Source organism: Streptomyces sp. NPDC001493 (genome assembly GCF_053597235.1).
Genome location: NZ_JBSFHV010000006.1, coordinates 100,361 through 115,579 on the forward strand (window position 1 = coordinate 100,361; position 15,219 = coordinate 115,579).

The window sequence follows — 15,219 nt, forward strand, 5'->3', positions numbered from 1 at the left end:
CCATGACCGACACAGTCGTCGAGGTCGAGGGCCTCACCAAGCGGTACGGCGAACTGACCGCCGTCGAGGACGTCTCCTTCCACGTCGCGTCCGGCAGGGTCGTGGGACTCCTCGGGCGCAACGGGGCCGGCAAGACGACGACCCTGCGCATGCTGCTGGGCCTCGCCCGGCCGACCGCCGGGCGCGCCACCGTCTTCGGACTGCCGTACGGCGAACTCCCGCGCGCCGCCCACCGGGTGGGCGTCTCCATGGACGGCATCGGCCCGTCCAACGCGGCCACGGGCCGGGGCGACCTCCGGGTCTGGGCCGCCGCCCTGGGGCTGGGCAGGAAGCGGGTGGACGAGGTGCTGGAACGCGTGGGACTGGAGGGCGACGCACACCGCAAACTGCGCGGCTACTCCACCGGCATGCGCCAACGCCACGCCCTGGCCACGGCGTTGCTCGCCGACCCGGAACTCCTCATCCTCGACGAACCGGCCAACGGCCTCGACCCGGACGGCATCCGGTGGCTGCGGGAGTTCCTGCGGTCCCTCGCCGACGAGGGCCGGACCGTGCTGCTCTCCAGCCATCTGCTCGCCGAGGTCGAGCAGATCGCCGACGACATCGTCATCCTGCAACGCACCCTGCGGTACAGCGGAACGGCGGCGGATCTCACCCGGGACGGCTCGGTGAGCCTGGAGGACCGCTTCTTCGAACTCGCCGGCACCGCGGGCAAGGAGCCCAGCCATGCGTGATCTCATCGCCTCCGAATGGCAGAAGGTCTGGACCGGCAGGGCCTGGTGGGCGCTGGCCCTCGTGGCGACCCTGCTCTGCGTCCTCGCCGACGCCGGGTTCCTCACCCAGGCGCTCGACGAGCTGGACCAGGGCACCACCACGGTGGCGCGGACCACCGCGTCCCTGGTGCAGGGCTGGTTCATGGTGGAGCTGGTCGCCGCGCTCGCCACCATGCTCGCGATGACCCGCGAGTTCTCCAGCGGCTCGATCATGCGGACGACGCTGCTCGGCGGCAGCCGCCTGCGGGTGCTCGGCGCGAAGCTCACGGTCGCCGCGGCCACCGGCGCGGTGTTCGCCGTGGGGGCCGGCATCCTGGCAGCGATCAGCCCGTGGATCTTCCTCTCCGGCCAGGACTTCGATCCGCAGTGGACGGCGGAGGCGACCTGGACGCTGCTCGGCGTGATGGGGGTCGTCGTGGCGGGCGCCCTGTGGGGCTGCCTGCTCGGCCTGATCATCCGTCAGCAGGTGGTCGCCGTGGTCGTGATGCTGCTGAGCACCTGGCTGGTCAGCGGCGGACTCCAGCGACTCGCCCCCGACGTGGGCAAGTTCACCATCGACGAGGCCATGGCCGCCGTCTACCAGGACAATTCCACCGCGGGGCTGCTCTCCACCCCCTGGGCGGTCGTCGTGCTCGCCGCCTGGATCGCCGCCGCCGCCGTGGCGGGCCGCGCGCTCTTCCTCCGCCGGGACCTGCCGTGAAACTCGCCCTGAAGCGCCCGGAACCCGTGGCGCCCGTGCTCCCCCCGCTGCCGGAGCGCCCGGCTCTGGCGGACGAGGTGCTGGTGCACGAGCCGGCGGGCGAAGGCGCCCCGTGGATCGTGCAGTTCGGCGCCGGGCGGTATCTGCGGGTCGGCGCCGGAATGGCCCGGCTGCTGCGCTCGGCGGACGGCACGAACACCGCGCAGGACATCGCGGAGCACCTCGGCCGCCCCTGGACCGCCGAGCTGGTGGGCGAGGGCCTGCTGCGCGCGCAGAAGATGGAGCTGCTCCAGGACCCGGCCCGCGAGCCCGTACGGACCCGGCGGTTCGCGTTCGTACCGCCGCTGACCTTCCAGTACACCGTGGTGCGCCCGGACCGGCTCCTCGCCCGTCTGAGGCCGCTGACCGCCGGGCTGGCGCACCGGGCCTGGGCGGCCGTACTGGTGGCCCTCGTGGCCGGCGGGCTGCTGAGCGTCGCGTTCCAACTACCGACGGCCACCGCCGCGTTGAGCGGACCGCTGCCCGTCTCCGCGCTGATCGCGCTGGTCGTCGTCACCTACCTCGGCACCGCGCTGCACGAGATGGCGCACGGGGCGGTGCTCAGCCACTACGGCGGCAAGCCCAGCCGGATGGGCGTCATGCTCTTCTATCTGACCCCCGCGTTCTTCTGCGACGTCACGGACGGCTGGCGGCTCCCGAACGGCGCCCAGCGGGTACGCATCGCCCTCGCGGGCATCACCGTGCAGGCCGCCATCGGCGGGGCGGCCGGTCTCGCCTCGGCGGGCGTGGCCCTGGCCGGGGGCAGCGGGACGGTGCGCGAGCTGCTGCTCCTGCTGACCGTGACCAGCTTCCTCTCCGGCTTCTTCAACGCCGTCCCGTTCATCAAGCTCGACGGCTACCTCGCGCTCATGAGCCACCTGGATGTCTCGCACCTGCGCGACCGGTCGATGGCCGACGCCCGGCGCCTGGCCGCGAGGGTGCTCTTCGGCGGGCGGTACGAGAAGACACTGCCCGAGCTGGGCTGGGCCCCGCTCTTCGGCCTGGCCTGCATGGTCTTCCCGCTGTACGTCCTCGGCACCGCGTTCACGCTCTGGCGCTCGATGCTGGAGAACATGGGCCTGGTCGGCGCGGTCGTCGTGTCGCTGGCGCTGCTCGCCCTGCTGACCCGGTGCTGCACGGGCGCCCTGCGCCTGGGCGCCGAGGCGCTCGCCGCCGGGGCGGCCCGGTGGCGGATCGCGGTGGTGTCGCTGGCCGCGCTCGCCGCCGTGGCGGCCGTCGCCGTCGGGGTGACCCTGCCGTACACGGTGACCGGCGGGTTCGTGGACGAGCACGGCCGGGTGGTGTTCGTGGCGACGGGCGCGGCCGACCTGGACGCGGTCGCCCCGGGCGCGAAGGTCCGCCTGCTGGGCAGCGGGATCGTGCTCCACGAGGAGGTGGGCGAGGCCGAGGTGGCGTCCACCCGGCCCACCGACGTCTCCGCGCCCTTCTCGGTGTTCGCCCCGGTCACCGGGCTGGACGCGATGGCCCTGCCGGCCTCCGGCATCCCGCTGCGCACCGACGCACCCCCGTCCCGGTCCACCGGACTCGCCGAGATCGACGCGGGGCGCCGCAGCCTGGGCGAGTGGCTCTACCTGCGGTACCTCGCGCCGTTCTGGCGCTGACACGGGGCCGGGACGGCCCGGCCCCGCCCGTACGACATCCCCGTACCGGCCCTGCCCGTACAGCATCCCCGTACCGGCCCCGCCCGTACGACATCCCCGCACGACGTCCCCGTACGACATTCCGTACGACGACGGGGACCCCCTTCCTCACGGCGACGGCCGCCCGGTGACCGCGCTTCCTCCCTGCTCCCAAGGCGGTTGATCATGGACATACTTCGGCATCTGGCGCACTGCCCGCCCGGCACCCCGTTCTTCGACCGGGACGACGCGGACAGCGCGGCACCGGACGACTACCCCGCCGTGTCGGCGCCGGCGCCGGAGGGCTGGTCGCTCCACACAGGGCCCGACTGGGCGATGCTGACCCCGCCGGACCACCAACTGCCGCCGCAGGGCTGGAAGATCCACGTGTCGGCGGTCTCGGAGAACGCCGAGCGGGTCCTGGAGCGCTGCCGGGAGTATCTGGTGCCGCAGGGGATCGCGTTCAAGTTCATCCGGAGCCGGAAGGTGCTGCTGCGCCGGAACGGCAAGTACGGCGACCGCAGCGCCTCGGGCAAGTTCGTCACGATCTACCCCCGGGACGAGGAGATCCTCGCCCGCGTCCTGGCGGAGCTGGGCGCCCTGCTGGACGGCGAGGCGGGCCCGTACATCCTCAGCGACCTGCGCTGGCGGTCCGGGCCGCTGTACGTCCGCTACGGCGGGTTCGTCGCGCGGACCATGAAGACGGCGACCGGCGAGACCGTCCACTGCATCGAGGACCCGGACGGGAACCTGGTGCCCGACAAGCGGCTGCCCGCCTTCCGGCCGCCGGAGTGGGCCACGCTCCCCGCCTGCCTGGAGGAGGCGCTGCGGGACCGCAACTCCGGCACCCTGGACGACTTTCCCTACCGCGCCGAGAAGGCCCTGCACTTCTCCAACGGCGGCGGGGTCTACCGGGGCAGCGACCTGCGGACCGGGGAGCCGGTGCTGCTGCGCGAGGCCCGCCCGTACTCCGGGATCGACACCCACGGCAACGACGCCGTCGCCCGGCTGGAACACGAGCACGCCTGCCTGGAGAAGCTCGCCGGGCTGCGCTGGTTCCCCCGGCTGATCGAGGCCCGCAAGGGGCACGAACACCACTTCCTGGTACGGGAGTTCGTCGAGGGCGACACGCTCGCCGCGGCCCTCACCCGCCACCTTCCGCAGGCCCCCGAGGCCGACCCGGAACGGACCGCCGCCTACACCCGGTGGGCCCTGGGCGTGCTCGCGGACATCGAGCGGGGCGTCACGGCGATGCACGGGCGGGGCGTCTTCTTCGGCGACCTGCACCCGGGCAACGTCCTGGTGCGCCCCGACGACACCGTCGTCTTCATCGACCTGGAGACGGCGACGACCGACCCGGACACCGCGCAGATCCACGCGGCCCCCGGCTTCGGCGCCCCCGCCGGGCACCGGGGCCCGGACATCGACCGGTACGCCCTCGGCTGCCTGCGGGTCGCCCTCTTCGCGCCGCTGACCACGCTCATGGGCTGGGGCCCGCACAAGGTCGAGCAGCTGATCACCCACATCGCCGCCCGCTACCCGCTGCCCGAGGACTGGGGCGACCGGGTCCGCGCCGACCTCGCGCCACTCGCCCCGGCGCCCGCTCCCACCGGCGCCCCCGCCCTCCCGCAGGCCGCGCCCGCCTCGGCCTTCGGCGCGACGGCCGTCGCCGAGGGCATAGAGGCGACCGCCACCCCGGACCGCACGGACCGGCTCTTCCCGGGTGACGCGACGCAGTTCCTGCTGCCCGGCGGCGGAGCGAACCTCGCCTACGGCACGGCCGGCGTACTGTGGGCCCTCGCCGAATCCGGCCGGGAGGTGCCGGAGGCGCAGGTGGACTGGCTGGAGCGCGCGGCCGACGCCGACGCGGCCGGCGCCGACGCCCTGCCCGGCCTCTGGACGGGCCTGTCCGGTACCGCCTCCGCGCTGCTGCGGCTGGGCCGGACGGACGCGGCGGCCGGGCTACTCGCCCGGGTCCGCGCGATGGACCCGCCCAACGACAGCTACTTCGACGGGCTCGCCGGCATCGCGCTCGCCCAGCTCCACCTCGCCCGCACCACCGGCGACGAGGACGCCCTGAAGTACGCGACGGCCGCGGGCGAACAGCTCACCGCGCGCGCCGCCGCCCCGCCCCGCCGGGGGCAGTCGGGCCTCATGCGCGGCCGGTCGGGCGGCGCGCGGCTGCTGCTCGCGCTGTACGGGCAGACCGCGGACACCGCCTGGCTGGACGCGGCCCGGGAGCTGCTCGCCACCGACGTGACGGCCCTCGGCTGGACGGCGGACGGAGGTACGGACGGCGGTACGGACGGAGGCTCGGGCGGGGGTACGGACGCCCCGGCCGGCACCGGGGGCTGGGCGCCCAACGCACCCGGCGGCCGCCCGCTGCTGGCCGCCGGTGGCGCGGGTACCGCGCTGGTCCTGGCCGACTATCTGGAGCACCGCGAGGACCCGCGCTTCGGCGCGGTCGTGGAGAGCGTCCGGGCCGCGGCCCGGGAGGCCATGCCCCGTACCGCCGGGCTCTTCCACGGCTGGGCCGGTGCCGCGCTCACCCTGCGGCGGCTCGGCGAGGAGCCGCCCCCGCGCCTGCTGGACGTGCTGGACCTCTACCGGGTCGAGTACGCCGGGCGGCCCGCCTTCCTCGGCCACGAGAACCTCCGGCTCTCCACCGACCTGGCGACCGGCGGCGCCGGGGTCCTGCTCGCCCTGGGCCCGGCGGGCGAGGGGCCCGCCGCGCTGCCCTTCTGGTGACCGTGCGCGAGGGGAGGGCGACGTCCGTGGAACACCGCACCGCACACCGCCGCGCGCCCCGGGTGACCGTGGTCTGTCCGACGTACAACCGGTCGGAGGCGATCACCCGGACCATCGACTCCGTCCGGGCGCAGACCGTCGAGGAGTGGGAGCTGCTGGTCGTCTCGGACGGCTCCGACGACGACACCGAGGCGTGGGTGGCGCGGGCCGCCCGGGAGGACCCCCGGGTGCGGCTGGTCCGGCTCGCCCGGACCGGTCACCCGAGCGGCCCGCGCAACGCCGGACTGGCCGAGGCCCGGGGCGCGTACACCGCCTACCTCGACCACGACGACACCTGGCACCCGCACCACCTCCGTACCGTCCTCGAACTCCTGCAGGGCGGGGCGGACTTGGCGGCCTCCGGGTGTGAGTACCGGGACGCGTCCGGGGGCGTCGCCGCCGAACTCCCGCCGCTCTCCTGCTGCTGGCACCCGCAACTCCAGCTGATGGGGCCGATGTTCGAGCCCTCCCGGGTGGCGCACCGCAGCGGGATCGTGGAGGCGGTGGGCGGCTGGCGCACGGGGGCGGGGCTGGAGGACTGGGACCTCTGGCTGCGCCTCGCCGACGCGGGCCACACCTTCGCCACCGCGCTCGAGCCCACCGCGGTCCTCCTCACGGACGGCGGGACCCGGCGGCACCGGATGGCCCGCCCCCACCGGATGCCGCTGGTCCACCTCGACGACGCGCGGGCCGCGCACGCGCTGCTGGGGGAGTTGCGGACGGGGCTGCACGACGGGACGTTCCGCGCGGCCTGCCGGGAGGACATGCGGGAGTGGTACGCGGGCATGGTGCGGGACGGCGGCTTCGTACGTCCCGTGGACTGGCACGGCGGCCTGGGGGACGAGATCGACCGGGTGGTCGGGGGGACGGGCAGGCTCTTCGAGGAGCTGGTCCTCGTGCCCGACCGGGGCCGCTTCGCGCTCGCCCGCAACCTCCTCTGCGCCCGCCCCGAGCACGCCCGCCGCGCCACCGCCCTGCTGCCCGCCGTCCAGCCCCGTCAGCTGCGGCTGCTGAACGGGCTGGCGGAACGGGCGGGACAGGCAGGGCGGGCGGGGCGCACGGGACAGGCGGAACGGGCGGCGGGGCGGGCGGAAGGAGCCGTCCGGCAGCGGGTCTGAACCGCTCAGATCCAGCCCTTGTCCCGGGCGAGCAGCGCGGCCTGGAAGCGGGTGGCGGCGTTGAGGCGGTGGAGGAGCCGCGCGACGTGCCCCCGGTAGGTCCGCAACGAGACACCCAGCTCACGCGCCCCGGCCTCGTCCTTGTCGGTACGGGCCATGATCTGGAGCACCTTCAGCTGGAACTCCTCCAACCGGTCCCGCTCCGTGCCGCCGCCCAACAGCGGTGCGGCGTCGGCCGCGTGGGCCCAGGACCGGTCGAAGAACGACCGGAGCGTCTTCACCAGTCCTTCCTGGCGGATCAGCAGCGCACGCTGGTCCGGCGCGTCGGGGGCCGACTGCACCACGGCCGTGCCCCGGTCGAATATCAGCACCCGCTCGAACGCCCCGTCCAGCAAGCGGAACTCGGCCCCGTGTTCCGCCAACTCCCGGTAGTAGCCCGCCGACACGGGGTCCCGCAGAGCCGACCGGTGCACCAGCGCCCGCACGGTGACGCCCCGCCGCAGGCACCTCAGGTCGGACTCACGGGCCATCGCGGCACATTCGGGCGTCAGGGTGAGCGAGGGCTGCATCGCGAGCAGCTCCTGCCGCGCGAAGTAGGCGAGTTCCCCCATCCGTTCGTAGACCAGACCGGCCCCTTCCAGGGTCTCGACCTCTTCGTGCACACCCTCCTGCCCCTGCCAGTGCAGGACTTGGCGTACGAGGGAGTGACTGGTGGACAGGATCTCGCGCTGCTCGTCCTGGAGGGCCCGGATGCGCTGCTCGGCGAGCTTGCCCACTCCGATCCCGGGGTCGACGGGGAACGCCTCCCCGTTCGTGCCGATGTGGACCATGCCCTGCTGGTCGAGGCGTTTCAGGGCCAGTTGGAAGTCGTGCTCGTCCAGACCGAGCGCCGGACGAAGATCCTCGGCGGTGATACCGGGGCGCCGCAGCAGCGCCCGGTACACGGATTCGTCGAGGGGGAGCACTCCCAATACGGCCAGTTCCGACTCATCCATACGTTCCCCCGTAAAAAGATGATCTCTCGCACACACCTGCAAAAAGCATCACATTCACGCCTTGATCGCGTCAACGATCATGAGGTTCCTGTGAAGACATTGCACACTGTGCCCCTTGGGGCAGGTGAGTACTCGCGAAACCGGCAAGTAGCCGACCGGGCAGTCCCTGACAAGGCGGCACAACCGTCGCTTACGGGTTCGCCACAGAGTCTCCGCTGACGGAATTCATACGCGGTCCCCGAGTGACACGTGCGGGAACCGGGCGCATGTGCGAGGCGTGATGAGGGAAAGTCGGGGGCACGGCGCGAGCACGTCGCGGGCGACGAGGAAAAGGGGTCCGATGGACACGGGACTGACGGTCGGCGAGCGGATCGCGCTGCTCGGACTGGACCAGCTGGACGGCACACCGCACGACCCGCTGCGGGTCGGCGCCGCGGCAGCGGCGGCTCCGCTGCTCCAACTCGTACGCTGCGGCGGGGTGGTGGCCGAGGGCGGCAGGCTCGTCGCCGTCGACCGGCCCGCCCCCCGGGAGCCACTCGCCGCCGCCGTGGCGGCCCAGGTGCGCGAACACCCCGAGGCCCGGCCGCAGGCCTGGCTGCTGGCCGTGCGCGACCAGGCGGTCACCGCCGCGTACGACGGGCTCCAGGCCAAGGGCGTGGTCCACCGGGAGGGCCGCAAGCTGCTCGGCGCCTTCGGCTCCTACCGCTACCCGGTCACCGACACCTCGGTGCCGGATGCCCTGCGGCGCGAGCTCGCCGGGGTGGTGCTCGACGGGGCGCCCGCCGGACCGGAGACGGCGGAGCTGATCACGCTCCTCCACCACGCGGGCCTGCACGCCCGCGCCCTGCCGGACGCCGACCCCGCCGCGGTGAAGGAGCGCATGGGCGAACTGGCCGCCAGAACGGGCGCGTCCGGAGCGGTGGGCGAGGCCGTCTCGGCGGCGCTCGCCGCCCTGACGGTGCTGCTGGTGAGCATCCCGGGCATCGCGGCGGGCTGACCTGGCGGCGGGGCGGGGCCCTGCGCCCCACGGCGGGGCGGCGCGCTGGGCCCTCGGCCGTCACCGCTGAGCGGTGGGGCGGACCACGATCTCGTTCAGCGCAGGACGATGCCCGCGTCCGTGGACCGGAGCGCCTCGTCGAGGAGGCCCGCACCCGGGCCCGCCAGCCAGCGGTCGAAGCGCAGCAGGAAGGGGAATTCGGCGCGCAGAGCGTCGACGTCCACGTTTCCTCCCAGCCTGCCGTCGTCGACGAGCGCCACCAGCTTGCCGAGGAGGTCGCCCTGCCCCGGCAGCGTCGTCGGCACGCGGCGGTAGCCGATCGGCCGGCCGGCGGCCCGGGTCAGATGCCCGGCCAGGGCTTCGCCGGTGAGAGCGTCACCGGCAATCTCCACGGTGCGCCCGACGTAGCGATCGGGCGAGCCGAAGACCGAGGCGACGATGCGGCCGATGTCGCGTACCGCGATGAACTGCATCGTCTGGTCGGGGCGCATCAGGAAGGACAGGTGTCCCTGATCGAGGCCCGTTCCGGGGGCCAGCAGGAGCTCCATGAACGCGGCCGGCCGGATGATGGTCACGGCGGTGTCCAGGTTCCGGACATGGGCCTCGATACGGCTCTTGATGTCGAGATGGGCGACGCCCGTCGCCGAGCGCGCGGTGGTCGCCGAACTGTGGACGAGGTGGGCGACGCCGCAGCTCTCCGCGATGTCCGCCACCGTCGTGCCGAAACGCAGCTCGTCCTCGTCGGTCGACTCGGCTCCCGCCTGACCGGAGTTCGGCTGGACACTGAAGACACCGTGTGCGCCGGAGAAGGCCGCGCGGAGCGACTCGGGATCCCCGAGGTCACCACGGACGGTTTCGACACCGGCGGCGGAGAGGGACCGGGCCCGGTGGCCGGACGGGTCGCGCACGACCGCGCGCACCGCCCATCCGTCGGCCCGCAGCGCCGCGGCGACCGACCCTCCCTGCTGTCCCGTGGCGCCCAGGACGACGACGGTTCCGGTGTCGCTCATGCCGGTCACGCCCCTGCTCCGCCGTTCACGGCAGTGTTCCTGATGAACATCGCTGATCCTTCCCGGGGTCCTGAGAAACGCGTCGGAGATGTGCGGACCACAGCGCGCTCGGGAGTCCGTACGGAAGGGCTCGCCGCGGTCTCCGTTACGCTAAAACCTGACGCCGACGTCAGGTGCAAGCGAGACGTGGAGTCGAGTCGGGAGACCGGGATGCGGATCGGAGAGGTCGCCGCGAAGGCGGGCGTGAGCGTCAGGGCGCTGCGCTACTACGAGCAGCAGGACCTGCTGCACTCCACCCGGAACCCGGGCGGCCAGCGCCAGTATCCGGCCGCTGCCGTCGAACGGGTCAGGCTGATCCAGCAGCTCTATGCCCTGGGCCTGCCCAGCAGAATCGTTCGTGAGGTACTGCCGTTCGCCGACTCCGGTGAGGCGTCACCGGAGCTACTGGCGCTGCTCGCGGCCGAACACGGCCGTATCGACCGCCAGTTGACGGACCTGAGGGGCGTGCGCGACCGGCTGCGCGACTGCATCACCTCGGCACGCCACGCCGGCGGACCGGGACCGGTAAGTCCGTCCTGAAGCAAAGACGTTTGCCCGAGCGGTAGTTGATACGCCGACGGCACCGGGGGGCACCGCCGGAAACCGCCGCTCGCCCACCGGCACGCGCTGGTCCCGGGCCGCTGCGACGAGGACCGGGAACGGCAGGGCCCCAGGGCCTCGCGCCCGCCCGCCTGCCGTACGACAGGCGGGCCGACGGGCCGCGCGGAAGGCTCAGCCCTGGCGGCCGGGGAGCATCGCGAGGGCCTGGGAGCGCTTCGCGACGAGGTCGTCGTACGTGCCGTCGCGCTCGGCCCAGCGGTGCGTAAGGACCCGCTCGACCAGGATCTCGTCGGGGGTGGGGTTCTGTGCGAGCAGGCCCATCACCTCGGTCGCGAAGGCGTCGAGCGGCAGCGCCTGCGGGTTCACCTTCTCCTGCCCCGCCGTGGCGACGGCCGGGGGGACGAGCTCGACGACACCGACGCCGGTGCCGTCCAGCTGGGCGCGCAGCGCCTCGGAGTAGGCGTGCACCGCGGCCTTCGACGCGGCGTAGCCGGGCATCGGCGGGAATGGCAGGAAGGCGATGCCGGAGGTGACGGTGACGAAGGTGCCGGCGCCCCGGCCGAGCAGGTGCGGGGTGAAGGCGTCGACGACCCGGATGGTGCCGACCAGGTTGGTGTCGATCGTCGTCCGTGCCGCCTCGAAGTGCGCCGGGTCGCGCAGGTCCTCCAGGAGCATGACGCCCGACATGGTCACCACGGTGTCCAGCTCGGGGTAGCGGGCGAGTACGGCGTCGCGGGCGGCCGCGACGGAGTCACCGTCGGTGACGTCGACGGCGAAGGTGCCGAAGCCCTCGCCGGAGAGTTCGGCGAGCGCCTCCGCGCTGCGGCCGGCGACGGCCACGGTGCTGCCCGCCGCGGCGAACCGCCGGGCCAGTTCCCGGCCGATGCCGGACGTCCCGCCGACGACGAGAACGGTGCGCTGGGAGAGGTCCATGAGGTCTTCCTTGGGTTCGGGGCACCCGCGGTGTCACCAGGGGCAGAGCGCCCGCGGGGCCGTTGAGCAGCGGTCCCTGTCCTCTCGGACAGTGCTGCCGCGAGTCTTCGCGCCATCCGCCGGGCGGGGCAGTACCCCCGTCCTCCCTGGTCCTGCCAGGGCCCCCTCAGGGACGGGCGCCCCGCATTACGGTGGATCCATGAAGGACGAGGAATCCGGCAATCAGCTCGGCAGCTACCTCCGTGCCCGGCGTGAGCTGGTCTCCCCGGAGCTGGCGGGAATCCCGCCCGGCGGCAACCGCCGGGTACCCGGTCTGCGCCGCGAGGAGGTCGCCCTGCTCGCCGGGATCAGCCCCGACTACTACCTGCGTCTGGAACGGGGCCGCGACAAGAACCCGTCACCGCAGGTCCTGGCGTCGCTCGCGCGCGTCCTGAGGCTCGACGACGTCGAGCGGACGTATCTGCTCGGGCTCCCGGCGGACCGCCCCAGGGCGCCGCGCCGCAAGCGCCCGGAGCACGTACCGGCGCGGGTGCACCAGCTCCTCGCGCACCTCACGGTCCCCGCGTTCGTGGAGGGGCGCGCCTTCGACGTGCTGGCCTCCAACCCCATGGCCGTCGCCCTCTCCCCGCGCCTGCGGCCCGGCCACAACCGGCTGCTCTCGCTGCTCCTCGACCCCGAGGAGCAGGCGTTCCACCAGGACTGGGCGAAGGCCACCGCCGACTTCGTCGCCGCCTTGCGCACCACCATCGGGGACGACACCGACAACCCCCGGTTCGTCGAGCTCGTCGGGGAACTCGCGCTGTCCAGCGCGCGGTTCCGCACGCTGTGGGCCCGACACGACGTCCGCGTCCTCGACGGGGGCACCACCACCGTCCACCACCCCGTGGTCGGCGACCTCCGGCTCCACCGCGACAAACTCCCCGTCGACGACGTGATCCTCGTCGTCTACTACCCCGACAAGGACAGCGAGAGCGACGAGAAGCTGGGGCTCCTCGCCGCTCTCGCCCACGAACCCGCCGGGTCCGCCGGGCCTGCCGGACCCGCCTGATCCTCCGGACCCGCCGGACCCATCTCCCCGCTCAGCTGAACTCGCCTTCCACGGCGGGCTTCCGGGTCCGGGTCCGGCTCCGGGTCCGCAGGAAGAGGAAGGAGGTCAGGATTCCGAGGACCACCACCGCCGTGTTCACGATCACCGCGGTCGTGATCCCGTCGTGGATGTCCGTGTTCGCCGCGGCGACGGCCGACATGACCGGGGTGCCCATCGTGATGCCGATCTGCTGGGTCATCGTCGCCAGTCCGGTCGCCATGCCCTGCTCGTGGTCGGCGAGGCCGGTGGTGGCGGTGACCATGAAGCCGACGATCACCAGCATGTTCCCCACCCCGCCGGCGAAGGTCGCCGTCAGCAGCAGCCCCATCGAGCCGCTGGTCTCGCCGAGGCCGACCAGGGACAGGGTGGCCACCGCCTGGAGGACACCGCCGATCAGCAGCGTCGACCGGGTCGAGGTCGCGCCGATCACCCGGGGTGCGATCGAACCGCCCACCACCGTGCCGACTCCCAGCACGCCGAACGACAGGCCGGCGGTCAGCGGCGAGAACCCGAGCACCTCCTGGAGGTACAGGGTCATCAGGAAGACCAGGCTCGTCTCCGTGAGGAACGCGATGGCGCCCGCCACGTTCCCCCAGGCCACCGTCGGCTTCTTCAGGACCGACACCGGCACCAGCGGGTCCGACGCCCTGGACTCCACCGCGTAGAAGACCAGCAGCAGCACCACACCGGACGCCAGCCAGCCGAGCGCGGCGCCCGATCCCCAGCCGTGCTCACCGGCCTGCGTCAGTCCGAACACCAGCGCCAGCAGCCCCAGCGTCACCGAGACCGCGCCGGGCACGTCCAGCTTCGGACGGACGGCCGGACGGGACTCCTTGATGATCGTCGGGGCGATCACCAGCACCGCGACCGCCACGGGCACGTTGATGAAGAAGGACCAGCGCCAGGAGAGGAGATCGGTCAGGACTCCGCCCAGGATCGCGCCCGTCGTGAACCCCGCCGACATCAGCGCACCGTTCAGCCCGAGCGCCTTCTGCCGCAGCGGCCCCTCGGGGAACGACGTCGTGAGCAGCGAGAGACCCGCCGGGGTCACGGCGGCCGTCGCGAGGCCCTGGAACACCCGGGCCACGATGAGCATCTCGGGGCTCTGGGCCAGCCCGCCCACCAGGGACGACAGCCCGAGCACGGCGAGGCCAACCAGGAACAGCCGCCGCCGGCCGAACAGGTCGGCGACCCGGCCGAACAGCAGCGTGAACCCGGCGGCGGCCAGCGCGAACGAGGTCGCGATCCACTGGAGGCCCGACAGCGAGAAGCCCAGCCCGTCACCGATCACCGGCAACGCCACGTTGAGGATCGAGAAGTCCACCGCCAGCATGAACTGGGCGACCAGCAGCACCACCAGGACGAGGCGGAGCCGCCCGTCCAGTCGGACCGGCCCCTCCCCCGCCCGTACACCCTCGGTTACGGCCATCACGCACATCCCTCCGTCGCGGACCACCGTGAGTGGTCCTTCTGGAGAGCGACTCTGGCCCTGCGCAAGGGAGTTACCCAGCCCTCTGGTCCTGCTGGCGTCGCGGAGGCTATCTCTCGCAGGGCCACCTTCGGGGCCCCGCCGAGGCCGTCGCACGGGCACACTGGGACGCATGGACACTCCCACGGCCCTGGGCGACTTCCTCCGCAACCGCCGCGCGCGGCTCCAGCCGGAAGACGTCGGCCTGCCGAGTCACGGCACCCGCAGGCGGGTTCCGGGGCTGCGGCGCGAGGAGCTCGCCCTGCTGGCCGGGGTGAGCATCACGTACTACACGCATCTGGAGCAGGGGCAGAGCTCCAACGCCTCCGACAGCGTCCTCGACTCCCTCGCCCGCGCCCTGCGCCTCACCCCCGACGAGCACGCCCATCTGCGCGACCTGGCCCGCCCGCCGAAGGCGAAGCGGTCCGCGCCACACCGCCCGGAGTTCGTACGCGCCACCACCCGGCGGCTGATCGACTCGATGCCGCAGGTGCCGGCCGTGGTGCTGGACGGCCGCAACGACGTCCTCGCCTGGAACGCGCTCGGCCACGCCCTGCTCGCCGGCCATCTGGACGTGCGGAGCCCGGACACCCCGGCGGACCGCCCCAACCTCACCCGGATGCTCTTCCTCGACCCGCACACCCGCGAGCTGTACACGGAGTGGACCAAGGAGGCGCGGGTGGCCCTGGCCGCGATGCGCCTGGTCGCGGGCCGCAATCCCCAGGACAGCGCGCTCGCCGGGCTCATCGGCTCGCTCATGCTCCAGAGCCCCGACTTCGCCGGCCTCTGGTCGAAGCACCCGGTGCGGGACTGCACCGTCGGGACGAAGGCGCTGCACCATCCGGTGGTGGGCGCGATGACCCTGGACTTCGAGAACCTCCACCTCTCCGACGGCACCGGCCACCGGATGCTGCTCTACACCGCCCCCGAGGGCTCCCCCTCCGAGGCGGCGCTGAGCCTGCTGTCGAGCCTGACCGCCGAGACGGACCGCGCCCGCCGCACCGGGTCACGGCAGGCGGACGCGACGGGGACGGGCGCGGACGGGCTGCGGTAGGTACGGGCGGCGCTCCCC

Annotated in this window: 13 protein-coding genes; 9 read left to right on the top strand and 4 right to left on the bottom strand. The window is 73.4% G+C overall.

Features of this window, described 5'->3' with window-relative positions:
- The first annotated feature begins 2 nt into the window (after positions 1-2).
- The 5 genes from ACWCWD_RS11535 to ACWCWD_RS11555 all read left to right on the top strand — a co-directional run bounded on the left by ACWCWD_RS11535 (position 3) and on the right by ACWCWD_RS11555 (position 7,057).
- Entirely contained in the window at positions 3-734 is a 732-nt protein-coding gene (locus tag ACWCWD_RS11535; RefSeq protein ID WP_450772080.1) for an ABC transporter ATP-binding protein, read from the top strand.
- Positions 727-1,473, top strand: coding sequence for an ABC transporter permease (locus tag ACWCWD_RS11540; protein ID WP_450772082.1), 747 nt, complete (start codon positions 727-729; stop codon positions 1,471-1,473). Before ACWCWD_RS11535 ends, ACWCWD_RS11540 begins: the two co-directional genes overlap by 8 nt.
- Positions 1,470-3,134: a daptide biosynthesis intramembrane metalloprotease gene (mpaP, locus tag ACWCWD_RS11545; protein ID WP_450772083.1), complete on the top strand. Its 1,665-nt coding sequence runs from the start codon at positions 1,470-1,472 to the stop codon at positions 3,132-3,134. The genes ACWCWD_RS11540 and mpaP overlap by 4 nt, the downstream gene beginning before the upstream one ends.
- A gap of 204 nt (positions 3,135-3,338) precedes the next feature.
- Positions 3,339-5,900 carry a class III lanthionine synthetase LanKC gene (gene lanKC / locus ACWCWD_RS11550; RefSeq protein ID WP_450772085.1) on the top strand — a complete coding sequence of 854 codons (2,562 nt, stop codon included), beginning with the start codon at positions 3,339-3,341 and terminating at the stop codon, positions 5,898-5,900.
- A gap of 26 nt (positions 5,901-5,926) precedes the next feature.
- Positions 5,927-7,057 (top strand): glycosyltransferase family 2 protein, encoded by a 1,131-nt coding sequence (locus ACWCWD_RS11555; RefSeq protein WP_450772086.1) that lies wholly within the window; start codon positions 5,927-5,929, stop codon positions 7,055-7,057.
- Positions 7,058-7,062: 5 nt separating this feature from the next.
- On the opposite strand, the gene ACWCWD_RS11560 is transcribed toward ACWCWD_RS11555, so the two are convergent.
- Positions 7,063-8,052, bottom strand: a complete 990-nt coding sequence (locus ACWCWD_RS11560) for a helix-turn-helix transcriptional regulator (RefSeq protein WP_450772088.1) — start codon at positions 8,050-8,052, stop codon at positions 7,063-7,065.
- A 340-nt stretch (positions 8,053-8,392) separates the two neighbouring features.
- On the opposite strand from ACWCWD_RS11560, the gene ACWCWD_RS11565 reads away from it, so the two are divergent.
- Positions 8,393-9,049 (top strand): GOLPH3/VPS74 family protein, encoded by a 657-nt coding sequence (locus tag ACWCWD_RS11565; RefSeq protein WP_450772089.1) that lies wholly within the window; start codon positions 8,393-8,395, stop codon positions 9,047-9,049.
- A gap of 95 nt (positions 9,050-9,144) precedes the next feature.
- Here the strand turns inward: ACWCWD_RS11565 and ACWCWD_RS11570 are convergent, their stop codons facing one another.
- Positions 9,145-10,059, bottom strand: coding sequence for an NmrA/HSCARG family protein (locus ACWCWD_RS11570; protein ID WP_450772091.1), 915 nt, complete (start codon positions 10,057-10,059; stop codon positions 9,145-9,147).
- A 210-nt stretch (positions 10,060-10,269) separates the two neighbouring features.
- Between ACWCWD_RS11570 and ACWCWD_RS11575 the strand changes: the two genes are divergently transcribed.
- Positions 10,270-10,638: a MerR family transcriptional regulator gene (locus ACWCWD_RS11575; RefSeq protein ID WP_450772092.1), complete on the top strand. Its 369-nt coding sequence runs from the start codon at positions 10,270-10,272 to the stop codon at positions 10,636-10,638.
- Between the two features lie 192 nt (positions 10,639-10,830).
- On the opposite strand, the gene ACWCWD_RS11580 is transcribed toward ACWCWD_RS11575, so the two are convergent.
- Positions 10,831-11,592 (bottom strand): SDR family oxidoreductase, encoded by a 762-nt coding sequence (locus tag ACWCWD_RS11580; RefSeq protein WP_450772094.1) that lies wholly within the window; start codon positions 11,590-11,592, stop codon positions 10,831-10,833.
- Between the two features lie 199 nt (positions 11,593-11,791).
- On the opposite strand from ACWCWD_RS11580, the gene ACWCWD_RS11585 reads away from it, so the two are divergent.
- Positions 11,792-12,640 carry a helix-turn-helix transcriptional regulator gene (locus ACWCWD_RS11585; protein WP_450772095.1) on the top strand — a complete coding sequence of 283 codons (849 nt, stop codon included), beginning with the start codon at positions 11,792-11,794 and terminating at the stop codon, positions 12,638-12,640.
- Positions 12,641-12,671: 31 nt separating this feature from the next.
- On the opposite strand, the gene ACWCWD_RS11590 is transcribed toward ACWCWD_RS11585, so the two are convergent.
- Positions 12,672-14,108 (bottom strand): MFS transporter, encoded by a 1,437-nt coding sequence (locus tag ACWCWD_RS11590; RefSeq protein WP_450772097.1) that lies wholly within the window; start codon positions 14,106-14,108, stop codon positions 12,672-12,674.
- Positions 14,109-14,280: 172 nt separating this feature from the next.
- Here ACWCWD_RS11590 and ACWCWD_RS11595 point away from each other — a divergent pair, with 172 nt between their 5' ends.
- A complete protein-coding gene (locus ACWCWD_RS11595) occupies positions 14,281-15,201 on the top strand; it encodes a helix-turn-helix domain-containing protein (protein ID WP_450772099.1) in 921 nt (306 codons plus the stop codon).
- The last annotated feature ends 18 nt before the right edge of the window (positions 15,202-15,219 follow it).

Coding starts and splice junctions, on each gene's coding strand:
- ACWCWD_RS11535 (WP_450772080.1), top strand. CDS start 3: ATGACCGACACAGTCGTCGAGGTCGAGGGCCTCACCAAGCGGTACGGC.
- ACWCWD_RS11540 (WP_450772082.1), top strand. CDS start 727: ATGCGTGATCTCATCGCCTCCGAATGGCAGAAGGTCTGGACCGGCAGG.
- lanKC (WP_450772085.1), top strand. CDS start 3,339: ATGGACATACTTCGGCATCTGGCGCACTGCCCGCCCGGCACCCCGTTC.
- ACWCWD_RS11560 (WP_450772088.1), bottom strand. CDS start 8,052: ATGGATGAGTCGGAACTGGCCGTATTGGGAGTGCTCCCCCTCGACGAA.
- ACWCWD_RS11565 (WP_450772089.1), top strand. CDS start 8,393: ATGGACACGGGACTGACGGTCGGCGAGCGGATCGCGCTGCTCGGACTG.
- ACWCWD_RS11570 (WP_450772091.1), bottom strand. CDS start 10,059: ATGAGCGACACCGGAACCGTCGTCGTCCTGGGCGCCACGGGACAGCAG.
- ACWCWD_RS11575 (WP_450772092.1), top strand. CDS start 10,270: ATGCGGATCGGAGAGGTCGCCGCGAAGGCGGGCGTGAGCGTCAGGGCG.
- ACWCWD_RS11580 (WP_450772094.1), bottom strand. CDS start 11,592: ATGGACCTCTCCCAGCGCACCGTTCTCGTCGTCGGCGGGACGTCCGGC.
- ACWCWD_RS11585 (WP_450772095.1), top strand. CDS start 11,792: ATGAAGGACGAGGAATCCGGCAATCAGCTCGGCAGCTACCTCCGTGCC.
- ACWCWD_RS11590 (WP_450772097.1), bottom strand. CDS start 14,108: ATGGCCGTAACCGAGGGTGTACGGGCGGGGGAGGGGCCGGTCCGACTG.
- ACWCWD_RS11595 (WP_450772099.1), top strand. CDS start 14,281: ATGGACACTCCCACGGCCCTGGGCGACTTCCTCCGCAACCGCCGCGCG.